General features: G+C 67.2%; 21 protein-coding genes. 2 read left to right on the forward strand and 19 right to left on the reverse strand.

The window, feature by feature from the left end; all coding sequences use genetic code 11:
- Both gltX and gltA read left to right on the forward strand, forming a co-directional pair.
- Positions 1-1,416 carry a glutamate--tRNA ligase gene (gene gltX / locus SH203_RS01425; protein WP_087119089.1) on the forward strand — a complete coding sequence of 472 codons (1,416 nt, stop codon included), beginning with the start codon at positions 1-3 and terminating at the stop codon, positions 1,414-1,416.
- A gap of 66 nt (positions 1,417-1,482) precedes the next feature.
- Positions 1,483-2,784, forward strand: coding sequence for a citrate synthase (gltA, locus tag SH203_RS01430; RefSeq protein WP_087119090.1), 1,302 nt, complete (start codon positions 1,483-1,485; stop codon positions 2,782-2,784).
- Between the two features lie 63 nt (positions 2,785-2,847).
- Here the strand turns inward: gltA and SH203_RS01435 are convergent, their stop codons facing one another.
- The 19 genes from SH203_RS01435 to dnaE all read right to left on the reverse strand — a co-directional run bounded on the left by SH203_RS01435 (position 2,848) and on the right by dnaE (position 23,622).
- Positions 2,848-3,840: an FUSC family protein gene (locus tag SH203_RS01435; RefSeq protein ID WP_087119091.1), complete on the reverse strand. Its 993-nt coding sequence runs from the start codon at positions 3,838-3,840 to the stop codon at positions 2,848-2,850.
- Positions 3,841-3,842: 2 nt separating this feature from the next.
- Positions 3,843-5,009, reverse strand: coding sequence for a lipid-A-disaccharide synthase (gene lpxB, locus SH203_RS01440; RefSeq protein WP_087119092.1), 1,167 nt, complete (start codon positions 5,007-5,009; stop codon positions 3,843-3,845).
- Positions 5,006-5,839 (reverse strand): LpxI family protein, encoded by an 834-nt coding sequence (locus SH203_RS01445; protein ID WP_087119093.1) that lies wholly within the window; start codon positions 5,837-5,839, stop codon positions 5,006-5,008. The genes lpxB and SH203_RS01445 overlap by 4 nt, the downstream gene beginning before the upstream one ends.
- Entirely contained in the window at positions 5,836-6,624 is a 789-nt protein-coding gene (gene lpxA, locus SH203_RS01450) for an acyl-ACP--UDP-N-acetylglucosamine O-acyltransferase (protein ID WP_087119094.1), read from the reverse strand. The genes SH203_RS01445 and lpxA overlap by 4 nt, the downstream gene beginning before the upstream one ends.
- Positions 6,621-7,088 carry a 3-hydroxyacyl-ACP dehydratase FabZ gene (gene fabZ, locus SH203_RS01455; protein WP_087119095.1) on the reverse strand — a complete coding sequence of 156 codons (468 nt, stop codon included), beginning with the start codon at positions 7,086-7,088 and terminating at the stop codon, positions 6,621-6,623. The genes lpxA and fabZ overlap by 4 nt, the downstream gene beginning before the upstream one ends.
- A gap of 2 nt (positions 7,089-7,090) precedes the next feature.
- Positions 7,091-8,104: a UDP-3-O-(3-hydroxymyristoyl)glucosamine N-acyltransferase gene (gene lpxD, locus SH203_RS01460; RefSeq protein WP_087119096.1), complete on the reverse strand. Its 1,014-nt coding sequence runs from the start codon at positions 8,102-8,104 to the stop codon at positions 7,091-7,093.
- A gap of 6 nt (positions 8,105-8,110) precedes the next feature.
- Entirely contained in the window at positions 8,111-8,731 is a 621-nt protein-coding gene (locus tag SH203_RS01465; RefSeq protein ID WP_087119097.1) for an OmpH family outer membrane protein, read from the reverse strand.
- 32 nt (positions 8,732-8,763) lie between these two features.
- Entirely contained in the window at positions 8,764-11,214 is a 2,451-nt protein-coding gene (bamA, locus tag SH203_RS01470; protein WP_087119098.1) for an outer membrane protein assembly factor BamA, read from the reverse strand.
- Between the two features lie 29 nt (positions 11,215-11,243).
- Positions 11,244-12,461, reverse strand: coding sequence for an RIP metalloprotease (locus SH203_RS01475; RefSeq protein WP_087119099.1), 1,218 nt, complete (start codon positions 12,459-12,461; stop codon positions 11,244-11,246).
- 28 nt (positions 12,462-12,489) lie between these two features.
- Complete coding sequence (dxr, locus tag SH203_RS01480; RefSeq protein WP_087119100.1) at positions 12,490-13,686, reverse strand: 1-deoxy-D-xylulose-5-phosphate reductoisomerase; 1,197 nt, start codon at positions 13,684-13,686, stop codon at positions 12,490-12,492.
- Entirely contained in the window at positions 13,683-14,501 is an 819-nt protein-coding gene (locus SH203_RS01485) for a CDP-archaeol synthase (protein ID WP_087119101.1), read from the reverse strand. Before SH203_RS01485 ends, dxr begins: the two co-directional genes overlap by 4 nt.
- Positions 14,501-15,265, reverse strand: coding sequence for a polyprenyl diphosphate synthase (gene uppS, locus SH203_RS01490; protein WP_087119102.1), 765 nt, complete (start codon positions 15,263-15,265; stop codon positions 14,501-14,503). The genes SH203_RS01485 and uppS overlap by 1 nt, the downstream gene beginning before the upstream one ends.
- 37 nt (positions 15,266-15,302) lie before the next feature.
- Positions 15,303-15,860, reverse strand: a complete 558-nt coding sequence (gene frr / locus SH203_RS01495) for a ribosome recycling factor (RefSeq protein ID WP_087119103.1) — start codon at positions 15,858-15,860, stop codon at positions 15,303-15,305.
- 40 nt (positions 15,861-15,900) lie between these two features.
- On the reverse strand, positions 15,901-16,635 hold the full coding sequence (pyrH, locus tag SH203_RS01500; RefSeq protein ID WP_087119104.1) for a UMP kinase: 735 nt from the start codon (positions 16,633-16,635) through the stop codon (positions 15,901-15,903).
- Between the two features lie 127 nt (positions 16,636-16,762).
- Complete coding sequence (gene tsf / locus SH203_RS01505) at positions 16,763-17,704, reverse strand: translation elongation factor Ts (RefSeq protein WP_087119105.1); 942 nt, start codon at positions 17,702-17,704, stop codon at positions 16,763-16,765.
- Between the two features lie 107 nt (positions 17,705-17,811).
- On the reverse strand, positions 17,812-18,720 hold the full coding sequence (rpsB, locus tag SH203_RS01510; RefSeq protein WP_087119106.1) for a 30S ribosomal protein S2: 909 nt from the start codon (positions 18,718-18,720) through the stop codon (positions 17,812-17,814).
- A 223-nt stretch (positions 18,721-18,943) separates the two neighbouring features.
- Positions 18,944-19,540 carry a DUF4142 domain-containing protein gene (locus SH203_RS01515; protein ID WP_087119107.1) on the reverse strand — a complete coding sequence of 199 codons (597 nt, stop codon included), beginning with the start codon at positions 19,538-19,540 and terminating at the stop codon, positions 18,944-18,946.
- Positions 19,541-19,681: 141 nt separating this feature from the next.
- Entirely contained in the window at positions 19,682-20,080 is a 399-nt protein-coding gene (locus SH203_RS01520; protein ID WP_087119108.1) for a DUF3224 domain-containing protein, read from the reverse strand.
- 89 nt (positions 20,081-20,169) lie between these two features.
- A complete protein-coding gene (gene dnaE / locus SH203_RS01525) occupies positions 20,170-23,622 on the reverse strand; it encodes a DNA polymerase III subunit alpha (RefSeq protein WP_087119109.1) in 3,453 nt (1,150 codons plus the stop codon).
- Between the last annotated feature and the right edge of the window lie 155 nt (positions 23,623-23,777).

Genomic DNA, 23,777 nt, shown 5'->3' on the forward strand with positions numbered 1-23,777 from the left:
ATGACCCTGCCTTCCTCGACTGTCGTCACCCGCTTCGCCCCCTCGCCCACAGGCTATCTGCATATCGGCGGGGCGAGAACCGCATTATTCAACTGGCTGTACGCCAAGAGACACGCAGGACGTTTCCTGATCCGTGTCGAGGACACCGACCGCGAACGCTCCACCGACGCGGCGGTCAAGGCGATCTTCGACGGCCTGAGCTGGCTGGAGCTGTTCGCCGACGAGGAGCCGGTGTTCCAGTTCAGTCGCGCCGACCGGCACCGCGAGGTGGTCGATCAGTTGCTGGAAACGGGCCACGCCTATCGCGACTTCGCCTCGGCCGAGGAAACCGGCCGTCTGCGCGATGCGGCCAAGGCCGAGAAACGCAGTTTCGAATCGCCCTGGCGCGACCGCCAGCCCACCGTGGACGATCTGGCCCTGCCCCACGTCGTGCGCTTCCGCCGGCCGCAATCGACCACGGTGACGGTGCCGGACGAGGTTCAGGGCGCGGTCAGTTGGTCGACCGACGATCTGGACGACCTGGTCTTGCTGCGTTCGGACGGCGCGCCGACCTATAATCTGGCGGTCGTGGTGGACGATCACGACATGGGCGTGACCCACGTCATTCGCGGCGACGACCACCTGAACAACGCCGCGCGTCAGAGCCTGATCTACGACGCCCTGGGCTGGACCCGCCCGGTCTTCGCCCACATCCCGCTGATCCACGGCCCGGACGGCGCGAAACTGTCCAAGCGTCACGGCGCTCAGGCGGTCCATGAATACGCCGAAATGGGCTATCTGCCCGAGGCGATGCGCAACTATCTGGCCCGCTTGGGCTGGGCGCACGGCGACGACGAACTGTTCAGCGACGCCCAGGCCATTGCTTGGTTCGATCTGGCCGGCATCGGCAAGGCGCCCGCGCGGCTGGACTTCGACAAACTGGCCCACGTCAACGCCCACTGGCTGCGTCTGGCCGACGACGAACGCCTGGCCAAGCTGGCGCTGGACGCCCACCTGCAGAAGGGTCACGCCCTGGCCGAGGCGGACGAGGCCCGGCTTCAGCGCGCCATGCCCTTCGTCAAGGACCGCGCCAAGACGGTGCTGGATCTGGCCGATCAGACAGCCTTCGTGCTGAAGACCCGCCCTCTCACCCTCGATGACAAGGCCCGCGCCCTGTTGTCGGGCGAGACGATGGACCGCCTGTCACGCCTGCGCGACCGGCTGGCGCTGTTCCAGTCCTGGGACGTCTTCGCCCTGGAGGCGGAGCTTAAGGCCTTCGCCGAATCCGAGTGCGTAGGCTTTGGAAAAATCGGCCCGCCGATGCGCGCGGCGCTTACCGCAGGGTCAGCTTCGCCCGACATCGCACGAACTTTATCCGCTCTGGGACGCGACGAAAGTCTCGGGCGCTTGGATGATGCGCTGCAACAGACTAAGTGATCACCCACAAACCGAAAAGCGCCCGAGGCCTCCCTGCGCCTGGACGTATGATGCAAAGGGGCATTCATGACTGAACAAGCCAAAACCGCCGGCTCGGCGACCTTGTCCTTCGAGGACAAGACCATCGAGTTGCCGGTCCTTTCGGGCTCCACAGGCCCGGACGTCATCGACATCCGCAAACTCTATGCGGGGACGGGCGCCTTCACCTTCGATCCCGGCTTCACCTCGACGGCGGCCTGTGAATCGGCCCTGACCTATATCGACGGCGACGCCGGCGTGCTGCTGCACCGCGGCTATCCGATCGACCAGTTGGCGTCGAAGTCCAACTTCCTCGAAGTCTGCCACCTGCTGCTGCACGGCGAACTGCCGACCGCCGCCCAGTTCGAGAAGTTCGAAGAGAACGTGACGCGGCACACCATGCTGCACGCCCAGTTCGACCGCTTCTTCGAAGGTTTCCGCCGCGACGCCCACCCGATGTCGATCATGGTCGGCACCGTCGGCGCCCTGTCGGCCTTCTATCACGACAGCCTGGACATCCATGATCCGGTGCAGCGCGACATCTCGGCCATCCGCCTGATCGCCAAGATGCCGACCATCGCGGCCCGCGCCTACAAGTACCACGTCGGCCAGCCGTTCATCTCGCCGCGCAACGACCTGTCCTACGCCGAAAACTTCCTGCGCATGTGCTTCGCCGTGCCGGCCGAGGACTATCACGTCGATCCGGCCCTGGTTCGCGCCATGGACCGCATCTTCACCCTGCACGCCGACCACGAGCAGAACGCCTCGACCTCGACGGTGCGTCTGGCCGGTTCGTCGGGCGCCAATCCGTTCGCCTGCATCGCCGCCGGCATCGCCTGCCTGTGGGGCCCGTCGCACGGCGGCGCCAACGAAGAGGCGCTGAACATGCTCAAGGAAATCGGCACGCCCGACAAGATTCCCGAGTTCATCCAGGGCGTGAAGGACCGCAAGTACAAGCTGATGGGCTTCGGCCACCGCGTGTACAAGAACTACGATCCGCGCGCCAAGGTCATGCAGCAGTCGGCCTATGAGGTTCTGGCCGCCACGGGCCGCGAGAACGATCCGCTGTTCCAGGTCGCCAAGGAGTTGGAGAAGGTCGCCCTGTCGGACGAATACTTCACCTCGCGCAAGCTGTTCCCGAACGTCGACTTCTATTCGGGCATCACCTTGTCGGCGATGGGCTTCCCCACCACCATGTTCACCGTCCTGTTCGCCCTAGCCCGCACCGTGGGCTGGATCGCCCAGTGGCAGGAAATGATGGCGGACCCGTCGCAGAAGATCGGCCGCCCGCGTCAGCTGTACACCGGCCCGACCGAGCGCGACTATGTGGCGATCAATCAGCGCGGCTGATCGAAGGCTCAAACGCTGAACGACAGAACGCCGGGGTTTTCCCCGGCGTTTTTGTTTGGGCGCTCAGACCAGTCGCAGGTCGCGGAAACGGGCGGCCAGGTCGTCCAGATCGCGGTGCATATGGGCCACGCCGATGGCGGCGGCGCCCAGGGCCATGTCGTCGCCCTCGACCGCGATGGACAGCGCCAGGCTCTGGTCGATAGGCCCCAGAGGATCGGCCGCCTTGCCGCGCGACAGCCCCTCCAGCCGTTCGACGGCGCGGGCCGCATCTTCGGACCAGGGCGCCAGCCGGCCATCCGCCCCCTCGTCATGAAAACCGCGCCCCAGGATGACGATGTCGCTGCGCACCCGCCAGAAGGCGCGAACCAGGGCGGCGCGGTCGGCCGTCTCGCGCTGCACGCCGGGGAAGTCGACGACGTTCCTGGCGGCCTGTCCCAGGGCGTCCAGCCGGCGCTTCAGGTCGGCGTGACGCCGCGTGATCTCGGCCGCATCCCTGGCGTCGCCCTTCGCGACGAGGGCCAGCAGGACCGCCGCCTCCCCGGCCGCCTCGCGCGCCTGCAGGGCGAAGGCCTGTCGGGCATGGCGGGGGAACAGGGCCAGGATGGCGATCACCCCGACGCCGCTGCCCACCAGAATCTCCATGACCCGGTCCAGCGCCAGCGACGCCGGCCCTTCCGAACCCGCGCCCCCGGCGATGACGATGGTCGCCGTGACCGGCGCGATCTTCAGCCAGGGTCGCCCGGCCCCGAAGAAAGCCAGAACCGCCGTGGAAACCGCGATGCTTAGGGCCAGGCTTTCCATTCCTGGCGGTCGGACGAAGGCGATCGCCGCACCGACCAGGGCGCCGGTCACTGTGCCGATGGCCCGGTCCCGCGCAATGCCGACCACGCCGCCCCCGACGCTGGCCTGGACCACCACGATGGCGGAAATCACGCTCCAATAGGGATGGGGCAGACGCAGGAGCGTCGCCAAATAGAGCGCGGCCGTCGCGGCCACCGCCATCTGCAGGGCCGCCCGAACCTCGGCCGCGCGACGGGGGCTGAGGGCGCGGGCCATGTTCAGCCGGCCTTGGCGGCGATGACGCGCAAGACGGCGTCGGCCGCGAGTTCCGACGGATCGGGTCCGCCGCGCCCCATCTGGTCCAGCGCCGCCGTCTGACGCCGCGCCTGCTCTCGCGCGATCCCGGGATCGGACAACAGACGACCCACGGCGGGCGCCAGCAGGGCGGGCGTCGCCTCCTGTTGGATATATTCCGGCGCGATCCGTTCGTCGGCGGCGACGTTGAACAGGGTGATGTGCTTGGCCGTCACCATCCGCTTCATCAGCGGATAGGACAGGCCGTCGATCTTGTAAGCGATGACCATGGGCGCCCCGGCTAAAGCCAGCTCGGTCGAGACCGTGCCGCTGGTCGCCAGGGCGACGTCGGCGGCGCGCATGGCGTCGTATTTCTCGGCCTCGTCCACCAGATGCACGCGGAAGGGCCAGGTCGCGATCCGACCGGCCACGTCGCCGGCGACCGTGCCTGCGGCGATGACGGCGATCTCAAGGGCCGGATCGGCGGCCTTCAGCCTTCGCACCGTCTCCTCGTAAACGGGCGTCATGCGCGCGATCTCGCTGGGGCGACTGCCGGGCAGGACCAGCAGAAGCCTGGCGTCCGCCGCTATGCCGCGTCGTTCGCGAAAAGCCGCCCCGTCCGCATGGGCCATGTCGATATGCAGGGCGGACGAACCGACCACGGTCGTCGCCAGCCCCTCGCGCTCGAACCAGGGCGCGTCGAAGCCGTAAAGAGCCAGCAGATGATCGACCGCGCCAGCCAGCGTCCTGGCCCGGCCGGGACGAGAGGCCCAGACCTGCGGGCCGACATATTTGATCAGAGGCACGTCGGGCCGGGCGGTGCGAATGGCCTTGGCGACGCGGATCGTGAAGCCCCAGCTGTCGATCAGGACCACGGCGTCGGGCTTCTCGCGCTCGGCCAGAGCCGCCGTCTCCGCGACCCTCCGCTTGACCTTGCCATAGGCGCGCAAACCGTCGATCCAGCCCAGGATCGACAGTTCGGCGATGTCGAAGGGGCTGACGACGCCCTCGGCCGCCATGCGCGGCCCGCCGACGCCCACGAAGGTCACGTCGTCACCCAGCCGCGTCCTCAGCGCCTTGGCCAGGCCGGCGCCCAGGGCGTCGCCCGACGCCTCGGCGGCGACCAGCATGATCTTCAGCGGCCGGCTCACCGTTCCTCGCCCCAGACGAACAGGCCCAGACGATCCGCCGCCGCGACGATGGCGGAGCGGTCGATCAGGATCAGCCGACCGGCGACCCCGCCGATGCCCGCCAGTCCCGCCGCCGCCGCCAGTTCCACCGTGCGCGGGCCGATCACCGGCATATCGACGCGCAGATCCTGGATCGGCTTGGGCGCCTTGGCCAGCACGCCCTTTCTGTCGGAGGACGAGCCCCGCAGATCGGCAGGCAGCTCCGCGACGCGCCCCAGCATGGCGTCCGTCCCCTCTTGCGCCTCGACCGCCAGAACCAGTCCGTCGCAGACGACCGCCCCCTGGCCGATGTCCAGTTCGCCCGATCTTTCCGCGACATGCAGGGCCTTCTTCAGGTCCGACAACTGTTCGGGGGTCGGCGTCCTGACGCCCAGAGCGCCGGCGCCCAGCATCTCTCCACCCAGAATGTCGTCGGCGCCTTCCACGGCGAAACCCTCTGCCTCGAACACCGACAGGATCTTGCGCAGCAGGGCGTCGTCGCCCCTCGACGCCGCCGCCACGATGCCGGGCAGCAGGGTCGCGCCCTTGAAGTCGGGCTTCAAGGTCTTGAAATCCGGGCGGCTGACGATGCCCGCCAGACAGACGGCGCCGCACCCTTGCGCCTTCAGCGCCTTCAGGATCGCCCCGATCTGGGCCATGCCGAAATCGTCGCCGGGCCAGCGCGCCAGATGCGGATCGGCGAAACCGTCCAGCCGCACAACATAGATCGCCCGCCTCTCGGCCTCGCAACGCTGGGCCACCGCCTGGGGCAGGTCGCCCCCGCCCGCGATCAGGCCGAGCTTGACGCTCATTCCGCGTTCGGCAGGCACAGCGGCCGCTTGCCGCCCTCGCGGATGAAGGTCAGGATTTCGACGATCTCGGGCAGGTCGGCATAGTCGGCCGCCACCCGATCAACGCGGCCGGCGAACTCGCCCCCGCCCTCGAACAGCTCGCGATAGGCGGCCAGCAGGCGCCGCACCTGATCCTTGCCATAGCCCTTGCGCTTAAGGCCGATCAGGTTCAGCCCGCGCAGCCGCGCATGATTGCCCCAGGCCGAGCCATAGGGAATGACGTCGCGCGTTACGGCCGCCAGCCCGCCGATGATCGCCCCCTGCCCCACCCGACCGTTCTGGTGAACCGCGCACAGGCCTCCCAGGAACACCTTGTCCCCCACCTGAGCATGACCGCCCAGGGTGGCGTTGTTGGCCATCACGACATTGTCGCCCACCACGCAGTCGTGACCGACGTGGGCGCCCGTCATGAACAGATTGTTCGATCCGACAACGGTCACGCCCGTTCCCTGCGGCGTGCCCCGGTTGAAGGTGCAGTGTTCCCGGATCAGATTGTTGCGCCCGATCTCCAGCCGCACCGGCTCGCCCTTGTAGCCATTGTGCTGCGGATCGCCGCCGATCACGGCGAAGGGATGGATCGTCGTGTCCGCCCCGACCGTCGTGTCCTGCTGGACCACCACATGGCTGACCAGACGCACGTTGTGGGCCAAGGTCACGTTCGGCCCGACCGTACACCACGGCCCGACCTGCACGCCGTCGGCAAGGACGGCGGAGGCGTCGACGATGGCGGTCGGGTGAATGCTCATCCGGCGGCCGGCTCCGGCACCGTCACGACCATGGCCATGAACTCGGCCTCAGCGGCCAGCTTGCCGTCAATGAAGGTTTCGCCCCGGAACTTGTAGGCGTCGCCGCGCGCCTTGATCACCTTGACCTCCATGCGGAGTTGGTCGCCGGGGCGTGCAGGCTTGCGGAAACGCACGCCGTCGATGGACATGAACATGATGACCTTGTCCGCCACCGCGACGTCCAGCGTCTTGGACATCAAAAGCGCGCCGGTCTGGGCCATGGCCTCGACGATCAGCACGCCCGGCATGACCGGATCGATCGGGAAATGGCCGGGGAAGAACGGTTCGTTGTGGGTGACGTTCTTGATCCCCACGATGGAGGTCCGGGGCACGAATTCCTCGGCCTTGTCTACCAGCAGGAAGGGATAGCGGTGCGGCAGCCGCCGCATCACCTCGGCGTAATCGATCTTGCCGTCTTCGCTCATCCCTATGATTCCTTCGGGGCCTTCTTTGATGAGGCCTGTTTGGCGAGCCAGACGGTCTCGCGCAAGAACTGTCGGATCGGACGGGCGGGATAACCCGACCAGGTTTCGCCCGCCGGAACGTCGGCCAGCACCCCGGCGCCGGCCGCGACGCGCGCGCCCTCGCCGATGGCGGTGTGGTCGCCGACCCCCGCCTTGCCGCCGAAGATGACATTGTCCCCGACCGTGACCGAGCCGGAAATGCCCGTATTGGCGGCGAGGAGGCAGTTGCGCCCGATGACGCAGTTGTGGCCCACCATGACCAGATTATCGATCTTGGTGTTCTCGCCGATGACCGTGTCGTCATAGGCGCCGCGGTCGATGCAGCTGTTGGCGCCCACCGTCACCCCGTCCTGCAGGATGACCCGGCCCAGCTGCGGAATGTCCATCACCCCGGCCTGGGTGCCGGTCGCGCCGAAGCCCGCCTCGCCGATCCGCGCGCCGGCGTACAGTTTCACGCGGTCACCGATCAGGGCGAAGCCGACGCTGACATTGGCGCCGATCACGCAATCGCGGCCGATCTGGACGCCGGGGGCGATGACGCTGTTGGCCCCGATGCGAGAGCCGCGACCGATGCGGACGCCCGCGCCCAGCACGGCGCCCGGCTCGATCACCACGCTGTCGTCCTCGGCCGCCTCCTCGCGCGAGATGGCGGCGTCCATCAGGATGGGACGGTGCAGCAGGATCGACGCCCTGGCCCAGGCGGCCTGGGGCGTGCGCGAAACGATAATGGCCGCGTCCGCCGGCGCCGCGTCCACGGCCTCCGGCGGCACGATCACGCAGCCGGCGCGGGTTTGCGTCAGCGCTCCAGCGAACTTGCGGTCGCCCAGAAACGCGATCGCGCCCCCGTCCGCTGAGGACAAGGGCGCGACGGAGGCGATCATGCGATCCCCGCCCCGTTCGACCTCCCCGCCGATCCTGGCCGCCAGATCGGCGACGTTGAGGGCCGGCAGGGTCTCGAAGAAGCGGGAATCAGGCATGGAGTCTTAGCGCGCGGCGGCCGGTTGCTGGGCCTGCGTCTGAGCCGGGACGGTCATGCGGTTGAAGCTGAGCGTCGGCAGGGCGGTGTTCAGGCGCTGGATGGCCAGGTCGGTCAGGTCCATGGCCGGGTTCATCATGAAGACGCTTTCGCGGTCCAGCAGCAGGCCGCAGCCCTTTTCCTGGTACAGGGCGGTCAGGATGGGCGACACGGCCTCGGTGATCGCCTGGCGCTGCATACCCAGGGTATAGCGCAGCTCGTTCTCGCGGGTGGCTTCCAGCTGCTGGGCTTCCTGCGCGCGTTGCTGCAGGGCCTGACGGCGCTGTTGCAGCTGGTCGGCCGACAGGCTGGCGCCCGAGGTCTGCAGCTGCTGGGCCTCGCTTTGGATTGCGGTGGCGTAGGGTTGCAGTTCGCCCTGAACTTCCTGGGCCAGTTGCTGCATCCGGGTTTCGACGGCCTGACCGGCCGACGACTGGGCCAGCAGACGGGCGTTGTAATAGACGCAGACGCCGGGGATCACCGGGCCGGGGTTGGTCGGCGCGGCGGCGGCCTGCTGGGTCGTTGCGGCCGAAGCGGCCGAGGCGAGAAGCGAAGCGGCGGCGGTCGCCGCGATGATGAGAGCTTTCATGGGATTTCCTCGTGCGGTCGAAAGCGCCGCGATTAGAACTGGGTGGAGGTCGAGAAGCGGAAGGATTCGGTCTTGTCGTAGTCTTCCTTGGACAGGACCTTGGAGATGTCGAAGCGGATCGGACCCATCGGCGACTTCCAGTGGATGCTGACGCCGGCCGACGCGCGCAGGGACAGCTCATCGGCGATGTTGGGGTTTATCGTGCCGGCGGTCGTCAGCTTGTAACGATCGTCCAGCACGCCCAGCGTCCCGACGTCCGCGAACAGCGAAGTCTTGATGCCATACTGTTCGGGCAGATAGTTCGGCACCGTCAGTTCGACCGTGCCGATGGCGTAGAAGTTGCCGCCCAGGGCGTCGGTCGTCCTCAGGTCGCGCGGCCCCATGCCGGCGGTCTCGAAGCCGCGGAAGCTGTTGCCGCCCTTGAAGAAGCGGTCGTTGATGCGGATCGGATCGCCGTTCCAGCCCGTGACATAGCCGGCCGAACCCTGCAGGCTGACCACCCAGGCCGGCGTGATGCCATAGTACCAGCTGGCGTCCGCCTCGGTCTTCACATAGTTCACGTCGCCGCCCAGACCGGCCAGATCCTGGCGCAACGAACCGGCCCAACCGCGCGTCGGACGCACCGGATCGTTGGTGTAGTTCATCTGCAGCGTATAGCCGATGGACGAGTTGATGTAGCTTCCGACCTGGTCGCACAGCGCCGACGATCCCTGCCCCGCGCCCGCGCAATAGCCGGCCGGTACGATGATCTCGTCAGACTTCAAGAAGTAGCGCGTACTGAGCAACATATTGCCGTTCAGCGGATAGGACAGGCGCAGGCCGCCGCCGGTCGAACGGTAGTCATAGGACGAATATTTGCTGAGATCGTAGCGCGAGTGGAACAGGTCGAAGCCCGCGCGCAGGTCGCGGCCCAGGAACTTCGGCTCGGTGAAGCGGAAATCGACCTGTTGACGCAGCGAACCCCATTCCAGGCGCGCGACCACGTTCTGGCCCCGTCCCCGGAAGTTCCGCTCGGAAATGCCCAGGTTGACGGTGAAGGAGTCGACCGAGCTGAAGCCCGCGCCGACCGACAGTTCGCCGGTGGGCTGTTCCTGCACATTGACGTTGATGATCGAACGATCGGGCGCGCTGCCGCGCGTTTCCTCGACCTTCACGTCCTTGAAGAAGCCCAGGGCGCGCAGGTTGTTGCGCGACCGCTCCATCAGGGCGCGGTTGAAGGCGTCGCCTTCGGTCAGCATCAGTTCGCGACGGATGACCGGGTCGATGGTGCGGGTGTTGCCGACCACATTGATGCGGTCGATGTACACGCGCTGACCTTCGGAGACGTTGAAGGTCACGTCCACCTTGTCGGTCTCGGGATTGGCGCGATAGGTCGGATTGATCTCGACGAAGGCGTAACCGGCCGAACCGGCGGCGAAGGTCAGGGCGTCGACCGCCTGTTCGATCTTGTCGCTTTCGTACAGGTCGCCCGAGCGGATCGGGATCAGACGCTGCAGGAAGTCGGCGTTCAGACGGTCATTCTGGGTGACGACCTTGACCTCGCCGAAGTTGTACTTGTCGCCTTCGTTCAGCGTCAGGGTCAGCTGGAACGCCTGATCGTCAGGCTGCAGTTCGGCGACCGAAGACACGACGCGGAAGTCGTAATAGCCCCGGTTGGTGTAGAACTTGCGCAGCTGTTCCTGATCGTATTCCAGGCGGTTGGGATCGTAGTTGTCATTGTTGGAGAAGAACTTCCACCAGGTCGACTTCTCAGTCACCATCACGCCGCGCACGTCGCGGTCGGAGAAGGCGTGGTTGCCCAGGATGTTGATCGCGCTGATGCCGGTCTGCGGCCCTTCGTTGATCTCGAAGATCACGTCCACGCGGTTTTGATCCAGCTGGACCAGCTTGGGCGTGACGGTCGCGGAGATGCGGCCCTGCAGGCGGTACAGTTCGACGATGGAGCCGACGTCTTCCTGCACCTTGGCGCGGGTGTAGATGCCGCGCGGGGCCAGCGTGACCTCCTTGGTCAGCTTGTCCTGCGACAGCGCCTTGTTCCCCTCGAACACCACCTGGTTGATGATCGGGTTTTCCTTGATCTGGACGATCAGGTCGCCGTTCTGCACGCCCAGTTGCACGTCGGCGAACAGGCCGGTGCGTGACAGGGTGCGAACCGCGACGTCCAGAACCGAGGCGTCCACCGCGTCGCCGGGGCGGATCGGGAGATAGGACAGGACCGTCGTCTGGTCGATCCGCTGCGCGCCCTGAACCAGGATGCGGTTGATCGTGATCGTCTGCGGCGCGGCGACCTGGACGTGCGGAACCTGTTCGGCGGCGGCGCCTTGAGCAGCGGGCGCAGGCGTCGGAGCCGGCGTTGCGGGCGTGGCTTGCGCCGGCGCGGTCTGGGCCAGGGCGGGCGCGCCGAGGCCGGCGGCGACGGCCAGCGCCAGCAGGCTGGAACGGGTGCCAAGTCGGACGGCGGCGCGAGAGGTCATGTCATTCATTCGGGAAACCATCGGGGGCTGGCGTCGGCTCACGAGACGAGCCCGCCGAGGAATTGGAAGAGGTTTTGCTTCTGTAGGTCGTTAAACGTCGCGAACAACATAAATCCCGCCAAAAGCGCAAGGCCTGCACGATAGCCCATCTCCTGGAACCGCGCCGACACAGGTCGCCTGGCTACGGCTTCGTAACCGTAGAAAAGCAGATGCCCGCCGTCGAGGATCGGAATGGGAAGCAGGTTTAGAAAGCCGATTCCAATCGAAAGTATGGCGGCTAAGGTCGTCAGCGTCAGCAGCAGGTTGGAGGCGATCGCTCCGGGTTGGGGATCGGCCTTGATCGCCGCCGTGGTCAGGGCCCCGGTCGCCTTGGCGATGCCCACCGGGCCGCTGAACTGATCGCCGGACTCGCGGCCGGTCGCCAGGCGCCCCAGATAGGTCAGGGTCGAGCCGATCACCTCCCCCGTCTGGCGCACGCCCTCGACCACGGCGCCGACCGGGCCGTATCGCACATGACGAACATCGGCGGCGGTCGAACCCAGGCCCAGGCCGATGCGGCCCACCTTGACGCGGCCGGCGACGGGATCGTTCTCCTCGCGCCGCTCGGGAACCGCCGTCAGATCAAGCGTCTGCGCGCCGCGCTCGATGGTGAAACGAACCGGGTCACCGGTCGACAGCATCACAGTGCGCGTCACCGCGCTTCCGTCCTTGATCGGCTTGCCGTTCACGCCGGTGATCAGATCGCCGACCTGGAAACCGGCGGCGGCGGCGGGCGATCCCGCCTGCACCAGAGCCACGCGCGCCGGGCGCAGTTCCACGCCCACGGCCATGAAGACCAGGGCGAAGATGGTGATGGCCAGGATGAAGTTGGCGATCGGTCCCGCGGCGACGACCAGGGCGCGCTGCCACAACGGCTTGAAATGGAAATAGTCACGCTCGGCGCCGGGACCGCGCTCGGCGACGACCCGTTGGCGCAGCTTGTCCAGCCCGGCCTGGTCCGGCACGCTGGACGCATCCAGATCGCCGGAAAACTTCACGTAGCCGCCCAGAGGCAGCCAACCCAACCGCCATTCGATGCCGTGGCGATCCGTCCGGCTGAACACGGCCTTGCCGAAGCCGACCGCGAAGCGATCCACCTTCACGCCAAAGGCGCGCGCGACCAGAAAGTGACCCAGTTCGTGGATGGTGACGATGAAGGTCAGCACCAGCAGGAACGAGGCGATGGAGATCAGAACCTGACCCAGGACGCCCAGCATTCGAAAATCGTCTCCCCTGGCCTGCTATTCAGGCCGCGTTCGCAAGACCGGCGATTACGGAACCGGCCATTCGACGTGTCTCGGCGTCGACCGACAGGGCCGCGCCGCAGGCGTCTCCAGAGCCGAAAACCATCCCCGCTTTCGTCGCACGCTCAAGGGTTTCGGCGACGACTGCGGCAATATTGAGAAAGGCCAGCTTCCGGTCAAGGAAGGCGAAGGCGGCGACCTCGTTAGCGGCGTTGAACACGGCCGGCGCCGCGCCCCCCGCCTTCAACGCCTGACGCGCCAAATCCAGGGCCGGGAAACGCGCCAGATCGGGCGCCTCGAACGTCAGTCGCCCCAGGGCGGCCAGATCCAGCCTGGGCGCCGGCCAGGCGATGCGATCCGGCCAGGCCAGGGCGCAGGCGATCGGCGTGCGCATGTCCGGCGGCCCCATCTGCGCCAGGGTCGATCCATCCACATACTCCACAAGGCTGTGGATGATCGATTCCGGGTGGACGACCACGTCAATCCGGTCCTGCGGCATGTCGAACAGATAGGCCGCCTCGATCATCTCCAGGCCCTTATTGGCCATGGTGGCGCTGTCGACCGAAATCTTGGCGCCCATGCTCCAGTTCGGGTGGGCCACGGCCTGTTCCGGCGTGATCGCGCCCATCCGCTCTCGCGGGGTCTGGCGGAACGGCCCGCCGGAGGCCGTCAGGATCAGCCTGGACACCCGTGCCGGCGCCTCGGCCGGAAAGACCTGAAAGATGGCCGAATGTTCGGAATCGACCGGGATCAGACGCCCCCCTGCCCGCCTGACCCGCTCGATCAGGGCGGGACCGCAGCAGACCAGGCTTTCCTTGTTGGCCAGTGCCAGGGTCGCGCCCGTCCCGGCGGCGGCCCAGGCCGACTTCAGACCGGCGGCCCCGACGATGGAGGCCATGATCCAGTCGGCGGGGCGGGTCGCCGCCTCGACGATGGCGGCCTCGCCCGCCGCCGCCTCGATCCCCGTTCCGCTCAAGGCGGCCCGCAAATCGTCCAGACGCGCCGGATCGGCGGTGACGGCCACGCGCGGCGTCCAGCGTCGGGCCTGTTCAGCCAGTCTGGCGATATTGGCGCCGCCCGTCAGGGCCTCGACCTCGAACGCCCCGGTGCCCGTGGCCTCCGCCTGGGCCATCAGGTCCAGCGTCGAGGAGCCGACCGATCCGGTCGCGCCCAGCACGGTGACGCGGCGACGGATCACGCGGCGCGCTCCAGCATCAGAACCAGCAATCGTCCGGCCGCCACCACGACCACGGCGAACATCAGACCGTCGACGCGGTCCAGCAGGCCGCCGTGTCCGGGAATAGTGTTGCCCGCATCCTTGACGCCGAACCGCCGCTTCAGCGCCGACTCCCACAGATCGCCGGCCATGGTGGCCAACGCCGCCGCCAGCCCCAGGATGGCGCCCCAGACTACGGTCAGGGCGCCCATATCGACCCAGGCCGTCATCAGCGCGCCGGCCGCCGCGCCCGCGACGATGCCGCCGATGAAGCCGGACCAGGTCTTGTTCGGTGAAAATCGGGGCCACAGCTTCGGCCCGCCGAAGGTCGATCCCGCCAGATAGGCCACGATGTCGGCCGACCAGGCCACGGCGAAGACCAGCACGGTCCAGTGCAGGCCGATGAGGCTGTCCACCCCGCGCAGCCAGATCAGCAGGACGGCGGGCCAGCCCAGATAGAGGACGCCATAGGCGGCATCCAGCGCCTCCTGCCCCCGGCTGCGGGCATAGACGCCGGCGGCGGCCGCCCCGAACACCAGCATGATGAAGGCCACCGACATCACGCCGAAATGGGCGCTGATCACGGCCGCGACGACGCCGAATCCGACGGCCCCGCCCATGACGCGGCGGGCGTGGGGCGCGCTCATCGCCGCCCATTCGAACGCCAGAACGATGCTGGCCGCCACCATCAGCCCCAGGAACCAGACGCCCCCGGCCCAGGTCGCAGCCACGGCGGCGGGCGCCAGGACGACGGCGGATGCGGCGCGCAGCGCGATGTCGCGGGTCTTGACCGGCATCAGGCGGTTTCGCGCAAGGCCGCGTCCTCGCGGCCGCCATAGCGCCGCTCGCGCCGGCCGAACGCCGCGACCGCCTCGGCCAGGGCCTTGGGGCCATAGTCGGGCCACAGGATGTCCTGGAACACCAGTTCGGCGTAGGCGGCCTCCCACAACAGGAAGTTCGACAGCCGCTGCTCGCCCGACGTCCGCACGATCAGGTCCAGCGGCGGCGATCCCGCCGTGGCCAGTCCGGCCTCGAAGGTCTTTTCGGTCAGCGGTTCGGTCGTCTCGCCTGACGCCAGACGCGCCATGTGCCGCCGCGCGGCATCCACCAGATCGGCCCGCCCGCCATAGTTGAAGGCGACCTGCAGCAGGAAGCGATCATTGTGCGCCGTCTGCGCCTCGGCCTTGTCGATGATGGCGGCGATGTCGGGGGGCAGGCCCTCGCGCCGGCCCAATATCTTCAGGCGGACGCCGGCCTTCTCCAGCCGCGCCAGATCGCTGGCCACATAGGTCCGCACCAGACCCATCAGGTCCGACACCTCTTCCTCTGGCCGGCTCCAGTTCTCGGTCGAGAAGCCGAAGACGGTCAGGCATTCGATGCCCAGGTCCGGCGCCGCCTGGATGGTCCGTTTCAACGCCTGAACGCCCTCGCGGTGGCCCAGGGCGCGCGGCAGCCCCCGCGCCTTCGCCCAGCGGCCGTTGCCGTCCATGATGATGGCGACATGGCGCGGCCCATCGGAACGTGGGCCCTGGCCCGAAGGCGCGGCGCGGTCTGCCGTCATCTGTCGTGCGATCCCTTCGGGCCCAAGCCGTTTCGCCTCAGACCTGCATGATCTCTTGTTCCTTGGTCTTCAAGGCCTCGTCGATGCGCTTGATGGCCGCGTCCGTGTCCTTCTGGACCTCGGTTTCCATCTTCTTCTGTTCGTCCTGGCTGATCTCGCCGGCCTTCTCGGCCTTCTTCAGATCGTCGTTGGCGTCGCGACGGACGTTGCGGACGGAAATCTTCTGCTGTTCGGCATATTTGCCGGCCAGCTTGACCAGATCCTTGCGGCGTTCCTCGGTCAGCGGCGGCACGGGGATGCGCAGGGTCTGGCCGTCGACGATGGGGTTCAGGCCCAAGTTGGCGTTGCGGATGGCCTTTTCGACGGCGACGACCATGCCCTTGTCCCAGACGCTGACGCTGATCATGCGCGGCTCGGGCACGCTGATGGCGGCGACGGCGGTCAGCGGCGAGGCCGAACCATAGGCCTCGACCCGCACCGGCTCCAGCAGTCCGGCGTTGGCGCGTCCGGTGCGCAGGCCGCTGAACTCTTCCTTCAGGGCGGCGACGGAGCGGTCCATGCGGTCGCGATAGGTCTTCAGCTCGGGTTTTGCCATGATCTTGGTCTCTCTTCGTTTTTCCTGGTCGCGCGAACGCTTACGCGGCGTCCTGAATGACCGTGAACGTGCCTTCGCCGGTCAGGGTCCGGCGCAGCGAATTGTCTTCCCGGATCGAGAAGACCACGATGGGGATGCCCGTGTCGCGCATCATGGCGATGGCCGAGGCGTCCATGACCCGCAGATCCTTGGCCAGCACGTCCTGATAGGTCAGGGTCTCGTAACGGGTCGCGGTCGGGTCCTTCTTGGGGTCGGCGGTATAGACGCCGTCGACGCTGGTGCCCTTCAGCAGGGCGTCGCACCCCATTTCGGCGGCGCGCAGGGCGGCGCCCGAATCCGTCGTGAAGAAGGGGGCGCCCACGCCGGCGGCGAAGATCACCACCCGCCCCTTTTCCAGATGACGCAGGGCGCGACGACGGATGTAGGGTTCGGCGATGGCGGCCATCGGAATGGCGCTCTGCACGCGGGTCGAGACGCCGATCTTCTCCAGCGCCGACTGCATCGCCAGGGCGTTCATGATGGTGGCCAGCATGCCCATATAGTCGGCCTGGGCGCGCTCCATGCCCGCCGCCGCCTTGGACAGGCCGCGGAAGATGTTGCCGCCGCCGATGACCAGGCAAATCTCGATCCCCTCGGCCGCCACGTCGGCCACGGCCTTGGCGACGGTGTCGACCGTCTTCATGTCCACGCCGAACGACTGATCCCCCATCAGCACCTCGCCGGAGACCTTCAGCAGGACGCGCTTGTAGCGGAAGGTTTTGGGGGCGTCGGGCATGTGCGGAGAGTCCGTTGGCTGCTGCGCCCTTGAATCAGGCGGCTTCTTATAGACGAAGGGCGCGCCGGCCATCAAAGCCGAACGCGCCCTTCTGATACAAAACCCTCACGAATGAGGGGATAGGGGCTTAGGCGCCGCCCATCATGGAGGCGACTTCCGACGCGAAGTCGGGGCCTTCCACCTTCTCGACGCCTTCGCCCAGCGCCAGACGGACGAAGCCGGCTAGGTGCAGGTTGGAGGAGCCCAGTTCCTTGGCCGAGTTGGCGACCAGCTGTTCGATGGTCACGTCCGGGTCCATGACGAACGGCTGCTTGGACAGCACCACGTCCTTCTGGAACTTGTTGATCTGGCCTTCCACGATCTTGGCGATCATGGCTTCCGGGCGACCTTCTTCCTTGGCCTTTTCGGTCAGAACGGCGCGTTCCTTCTCGATGGCGGCGGGGTCCAGGTCGTCAGTGTTCAGCGACAGCGGGGCGGTCGCGGCGACGTGCATGGCGATCTTGCGGCCCAGTTCGCGAAGCGCGGTCTTGTCGCCCTCGCCTTCCAGGGCCACCAGCACGCCGATGCGGCCCACGCCCGGCGAAACCGCGTTGTGGACGTAGGTCGAGACGACGCCTTCCGACACCGACAGACGGGCGGCGCGGCGCAGCTGCATGTTCTCGCCGATGGTGGCGATCATGTTGGTCACTTCGTCCTGGACCGTCTTGCCGGATTCCAGTTCGGCGCCGTGCAGCGCCTCGACCGTATGGTGTTCCAGGCCCAGTTGGGCGAACGACTTGGCGGCGTTCTGGAACAGCTCGTTACGGGCGACGAAGTCGGTTTCCGCGTTGAATTCGATGGCGGCGGCGACTTCGCCCTTGCCGTCTTCCTTGGACGCCACGGCGACCAGGCCTTCGGCGGCGACGCGGTCGGCCTTCTTGGCGGCCTTGGACAGGCCCTTGGCGCGCAGCCAGTCGATGGCGGCGTCGATGTTGCCGTCGTTTTCCTGCAAGGCCTTCTTGCAGTCCATCATGCCGACGCCCGAACGCTCGCGAAGCTCCTTCACGAGGGCGGCAGTGATCTCGGCCATGTTCTTCTCCTTGGGGGATTCGTATGTGGGAACGGCCGGACTGACTTAGCCCGGCCGTGTGTCAGTTCGTCAGGCGGCGTTCACGCGAACGCCGCCGTCCGGGGCGATCAGCCCGCAGCCTTCTCGGTTTCGACCGCGTCGTTGGCTTCCGAAGTGGCGGCCTGGGCGGCCTCGTCGGCGACGGCGGGTTGAGCGGCGGCTTCCAGTTCGGCGGCGGCGCCTTCCGTGCCGGCCGGAGCGGCGTCAGCGGCGACCGGAGCCGAGGCTTCGCGCAGCATCGGCTCGACCGGGGCTTCCGAAGCGCCCAGGTCCACGCCCGAGGCCGAGGCGCCGGCGGCCAGACCGTCCAGAACCGCGTCCGCGATCAGGTCGCAGTAGGTCTGGATGGCGCGGGCGGCGTCGTCGTTGCCGGGGACCGGATAGGTGATGCCGTCCGGGTCCGAGTTGGTGTCCAGGATGGCGATGATCGGGATGTTCAGCTTGCGGGCTTCCTGGATCGCGATCGCTTCCTTGTTGGTGTCGATCACGAACATGATGTCCGGGATCGAACCCATGTCCTTGATTCCGCCCAGCGACAGTTCCAGCTTGTCCTTCTCGCGCTGCAGGGTCAGCAGCTCCTTCTTGACGCGACCTTCGCCGCCATTGTCAAGAATGGCTTCCAGTTCACGCAGACGGGCGATCGAGCCCGAGACGGTGCGCCAGTTGGTCAGCGTGCCGCCGAGCCAACGGTTGTTCATGTAGTATTGGGCGCAGCGCTTGGCGGCCTCGGCGACCGGCTCGGAGGCCTGGCGCTTGGTGCCGACGAACAGGACGCGGCCGCCCTTGGCGGCGACGTCGCGCACGGCCACCAGAGCCTGGTGGAACAGCGGCATCGTCTGCGACAGGTCGATGATGTGGATGTTCGAGCGCGAACCGAAGATGTAGCGGTCCATCTTCGGGTTCCAGCGGTGCGTCTGGTGGCCGAAGTGGGCGCCCGCTTCCAGCAGGGTGCGCATCGAGAATTCAGGCAGAGCCATGATCGTTCAGTCCTTTTTCCGATCAACGTGGCGCGGGGGATTAAAGGTCGAATGACCCTCGGAATGGTGCGTATCGGGATTTCTCCCCGAATCGCGCCTCACCCGCGTTGCGAAATGCGGGGCCATGTAGGCGGAACGGCCCCAAATAGCAAGCGCTGCGTCGCACAGCAGAAAGGCGGCCTCTGTCGAGACCGCCTTTCCGTTTCAAGCCTTTGACGCGACCTTACTTCATCGCATCCAGCAGGGCCTGGGCGCGGTCGCGGTGCGCGGTCACGGGCGCGACCAATTCGCGGGCCAGGGTCGATAGGGCCGGCGCGTCCGTATTGCCGGCGAAACCGTTGAGCAGGGTCAGGGTCTCGTTATGGGCCGCGACCTGCTGGTTCAGATAGACCTTGTCGAAGTCGCCCGGCGTGGCGGCGTTCAGATTGTCGATCAACCCCTTGCGGCGTTCGTCCAGCGCGGTCGGGACGGTCACGTTGGGACCGGCGGTGGCGACGGCGGCGCCCAGCTTCTCGCCGGCGGCCGTGTGATCCTTGGTGATCATGGCGGCCAGAGCCTTCACATCGGCGTTGGTGGATTTGGCGGCGGCGATCTTGGCCGCTTCCAACTCATACATATTGCCGGTTCCAAGGCCGGTGACGAAGCCATCGACGGTGTTGGCGCCCATGGTCATGGCCGAGGTCTGGCCGACCACGCCCGAGGTCGCGTCCTGGGTGGCGTTGACGGCTTCGCTGGTGTTCTGGGCGGCGCTGTCGCCGCCCTGGTTGCAGGCGGCGAGAAGGGCCAGCGAGGCGACGCTGGCGATGGCGAGATATTTCATTGGAACAGTCTCCCTATGGACTGACCAAACCCATCACGCGGCCGTGAGGTTCCGAAATATCAAAAGCTTAGCTATAAGGTTACAGGGTGAAAGGGCTGACGAAGGAAACGCCGACTTGACGCTGATGGTCGCCATACCGGCTCATGAGGCGAGTTCGGGAAGGCTGTATTCCAGATCGTAGCGGTGTTCGCCCTTGTCGATCGTCAGGTGGAAGACGCCGCTTATGCCCGCCAGATCCCCCGTCCCCGAACCGGGAACGATGGTGATCAGCAACGCCTGTCCCTCCGCCGTCATGACGCCTCGATGGACCAGCACGAAACTGCCGTTGCGCCCGTTCACCGCGCCCGTCACGCGCTCCATGGCGACATAGGCCCCGGACTGACCGTCGCGGACGGCCAGCATCTCCCCCGCGCCGGTTCCCTCGATCCCGCCGTGAAAGGTCTTGGCCAGGATCATGCGGCCCGGCAGGTCGGGGGCGGCGTCGGAGTCCGCTGGCGCGGGCGTTATGGAGACCTGGAAGGTTCCGGCGGCGTGCGACATTAAGGTTTTCTCCTAAATAGCGGGCGGCTTGGGATCGGCGGCGGCGGCCCCGGTCAGACCGAGACTCAAAGCCAGAAGCGCGCCGATCATCAGGCGTCCTCCAGCATCACGACGCCGGGCGCCGACTTCAGCGCCCCGCGCAGGGCGCCGTCCAGGCGATAGCGGCCGGGCAGTTTGACCTCGACCTCCCTCCCCTGCTCCAGCCCGGCGATCATCAGGGAAATCTCTCCCCCCTTGCCGATGGCGCCGGAGCGGGCGCGCTCCAGCCGCCCCTTCAGCGCCTCGGCGTCGGCGGTTCGGGCCGAGACGTGGATGCGCAGGCCGATGTTGGCGTCGTCCAGCAGATTGTCCATGCGCGACGCATCGTCGCCGAAGAACCGCACCTCGCCCTCGGACGCCTTGGCACGGACACGCACCATGACCGAGGCGCCCGGCTCCAGCACCTCGCGGCATTTACGCAATTGTTCGGGCGGGAATAGGCATTCGAACTCGCCCGTCGGGTCCGAGAAGGTGACGAAGGCGAATTTCTCGCCGGTGCGGGCGCTGGCGCGCTCTTGCTTGCGGCGGACCACCCCGGCCATCTGGAACGCCTCGTGCCCGCCCTCAGCCAGAGGAATGGCCTCGGCGACGAAGGTGACGCGCTTGCGTTTCAGGGCCGAGGTCATCTCGTCCAGCGGGTGGCCCGACAGATAGAAGCCGACGGCCGACAGCTCGTGATCCAGCCGTTCCGGCCCGACCCAGGGTTCGACCGTCTTCAGGCGCGGCCGCGCGGCATGGGCCTGATCGCCGCCGAACAGCGACACCTGGGACGACGCCCGCTCGGCCGCCACGCTCTGGCAATAGGCCATCAGCACATCGGCCTGTTCGACCAGCTGGCGACGGTTGGGATGGATGCTGTCGAAGGCCCCGGCCTTGGCCAGCCCCTCCAGAGCGCGCTTGTTGACGCTGCGCGGATCGACCCGCTCCAGGAAGTCGAAGATGTCCGCGAACCGGCCGCCGGTCTCGCGCACCTCGATGACGTGTTTCATCGCCTCCAGGCCCACGTTGCGGATGGCGCCCAAGGCATAGAGAACCGCCCCTCTTGCATCGTCCCACGCCACGTCGAAGTCGGCGGACGATCGGTTGATGTCGGGCGACAGCACCGGCACCTCGAACCGGCGCGCATCCTGATAAAAGACCGCCAGCTTGTCGGTGTTCGACAAATCCAGGCTCATCGAGGCGGCGAAGAATTCGACCGGCTGATTGGCCTTCAGCCACCCGGTCTGGAACGAGATCAGGGCGTAGGCGGCGGCGTGGGACTTGTTGAACCCATAGCCCGCGAACTTGGCCACCAGGTCGAAGATGGAGCCGGACTGGCTTTCCGGCACGGTCTTTTCCAGGGCGCCCTTGACGAAGCGCGCCCGCTGGAAATCCATCTCCTCCTTCTTCTTCTTGCCCATGGCTCGACGCAGCAGGTCGGCCTCGCCCAGGCTGTAGCCCGCCAGGATCTGGGCGATCTTCATCACCTGTTCCTGGTAGATGATGACCCCATAGGTCTCGGTCAGCACCTCCTTCAGGCTGGGGTGCAGATAGTCGACCTCGGCCCGACCGAACTTGCGGTCGATATAGGTGTCGATCATCTCCATCGGCCCCGGCCGATACAGCGAGATCAGGGCGGTGATCTCCTCGATGGAGCCGCAGCGCATCTTGCGCAGGGTGTCGCGCATCCCCTGGGATTCCAGCTGGAACACCCCGACCGTCTGGCCAGACGCCATCAGCTCATAGGTGCGCGCATCGTCCAGCGGCAACTGGTTCCATTCCGGCGCCGCGCCGCGCCGCTCCAGATAGCCCCGCGCCCGGTCCAGCACGGTCAGGGTCTTCAGGCCCAGGAAGTCGAACTTCACCAGACCCGCCGGCTCGACCCACTTCATGTTGAATTGGGACGCCGGGATGGTCGAACGCGGGTCTTGATACAGCGGCACCAGCTCGGTCAGCGGCCGGTCGCCGATGACGATGCCGGCGGCGTGGGTCGAGGCGTTGCGGTACAGCCCCTCCAGCTCCAGCGCCGTCTCCAAAAGAGTCTTGACCGCCGGCTCGGCGTCCCTCGCCTCCTTCAGGCGCGGTTCCAGATCGATGGCCTGGGCCAGGGTGACGGGATTGGCCGGATTGTTCGGCACCATCTTGCAGAGCCGGTCCACCTGGCCCAGCGGCATCTGCAGCACGCGCCCGACGTCGCGCAGCACGGCCCGCGCCTGCAGGGTGCCGAAGGTGATGATCTGGGCCACCCGGTCCTTGCCGTAGTGGGCCTGGACGTAGTCGATGACCTCTTCGCGCCGCTCCTGACAGAAGTCGATGTCGAAGTCGGGCATGGAGACCCGCTCGGGGTTCAGGAACCGCTCGAACAGCAGGCCGAACCGAAGCGGGTCCAGGTCGGTGATGGTCAGGGACCAGGCCACCAGCGAGCCGGCGCCGGACCCCCGCCCCGGCCCGACCGGTATGCCGTGTTCCTTGGCCCATTTGATGAAGTCCGACACGATCAGGAAGTAGCCGGGGAACCCCATCTGCTGGATGATCCCGACCTCCCATTCCAGCCGGGTCCAGTATTCCTCCTCCGGCACGGCGGGCGTCACCTGGGTCAGACGGACCTTCAGCCCCTCGCGCGCCTGGTGGGCCAGTTCGTCGGCCTCGGATCGTCCCGCCCCGGTGTCGAAGCGCGGCAGGATCGGCGCATGGGTCTGGACCAGGAAGGCGCAGCGCCGGGCGATGTCGATGGTGTTGTCGCAGGCCTCGGGCAGGTCGGCGAACAGGTCGCGCATCGCCTCGGCCGACTTGAACCAGTGTTCGCCGGTGATGCGGCGACGATCTTCCTGCCCCGTAAAGGCGCCGTCGGCGATGCACAGCAGGGCGTCGTGCGACTTCGCCTGGGCGGCCTTGGCGTAATAGACATCGTTGGTGGCGACCAGCGGAACGTCGTTGGCATAGGCCCATTCGACCAGCCCCGGCTCGGCCCGCCGCTCGTCGTCCAGACCGTGGCGTTGAAGCTCGACATAGAAGCGGTCGCCGAACGCGGCCTTCATCTCGGCCAGCGCCCCGGTCGCCTCGGCCGCCTTGCCCTGGGCGAACAGCGGATCGACCGGGCCGTCGGGACCGCCCGACAGCAGGATCAGTCCTTCGGAGCGCGCCACGACCTGATCCCAGGCCACCCCCGGCTCGGCCATCTCGCCCGCATCCAGATAGGCCGAGGACGACAGGGCGCACAGGTTCAACCAACCCGCCGCATCCTGGGCCAGCAGCACCACGGTCGGCGTCTTGGCCCAGCGCGCATTGACCTGGCCGCCGATGCCCACGACCGGCAGGGCGCAGGCGACAATGGGCTGGACGCCCGCGTCCTTGGCCGTCTGGCTGAACTCCAGCGCACCGAACAGATTGGCGCGGTCCGCCACGGCCACGGCGGGCATTCCGGCGTCCGCCGCCAGCTTGCCGACCTTGCTGGCCTTGATCGCGCCTTCCAGCAGCGAATAGGCCGAACGAACCCGCAGATGGACGAAACCCTGGCTGTTCATCGGCTGGCTCACTGGATCTCCGTCTCGGGCGGCGACGCAAAGTCCGCCACCATCACACCTGCTGCGAGTCTCACATCCTGCGCCGGGCGGCCATCGCAAACCAGAGGCCCGGCTTCATCATCCCCAGAAGAGCCACGAACCGACGGCCGCCCGCA

The sequence above is a fragment of the Brevundimonas sp. SH203 genome (assembly GCF_002157625.1).
Classification (GTDB): domain Bacteria; phylum Pseudomonadota; class Alphaproteobacteria; order Caulobacterales; family Caulobacteraceae; genus Brevundimonas.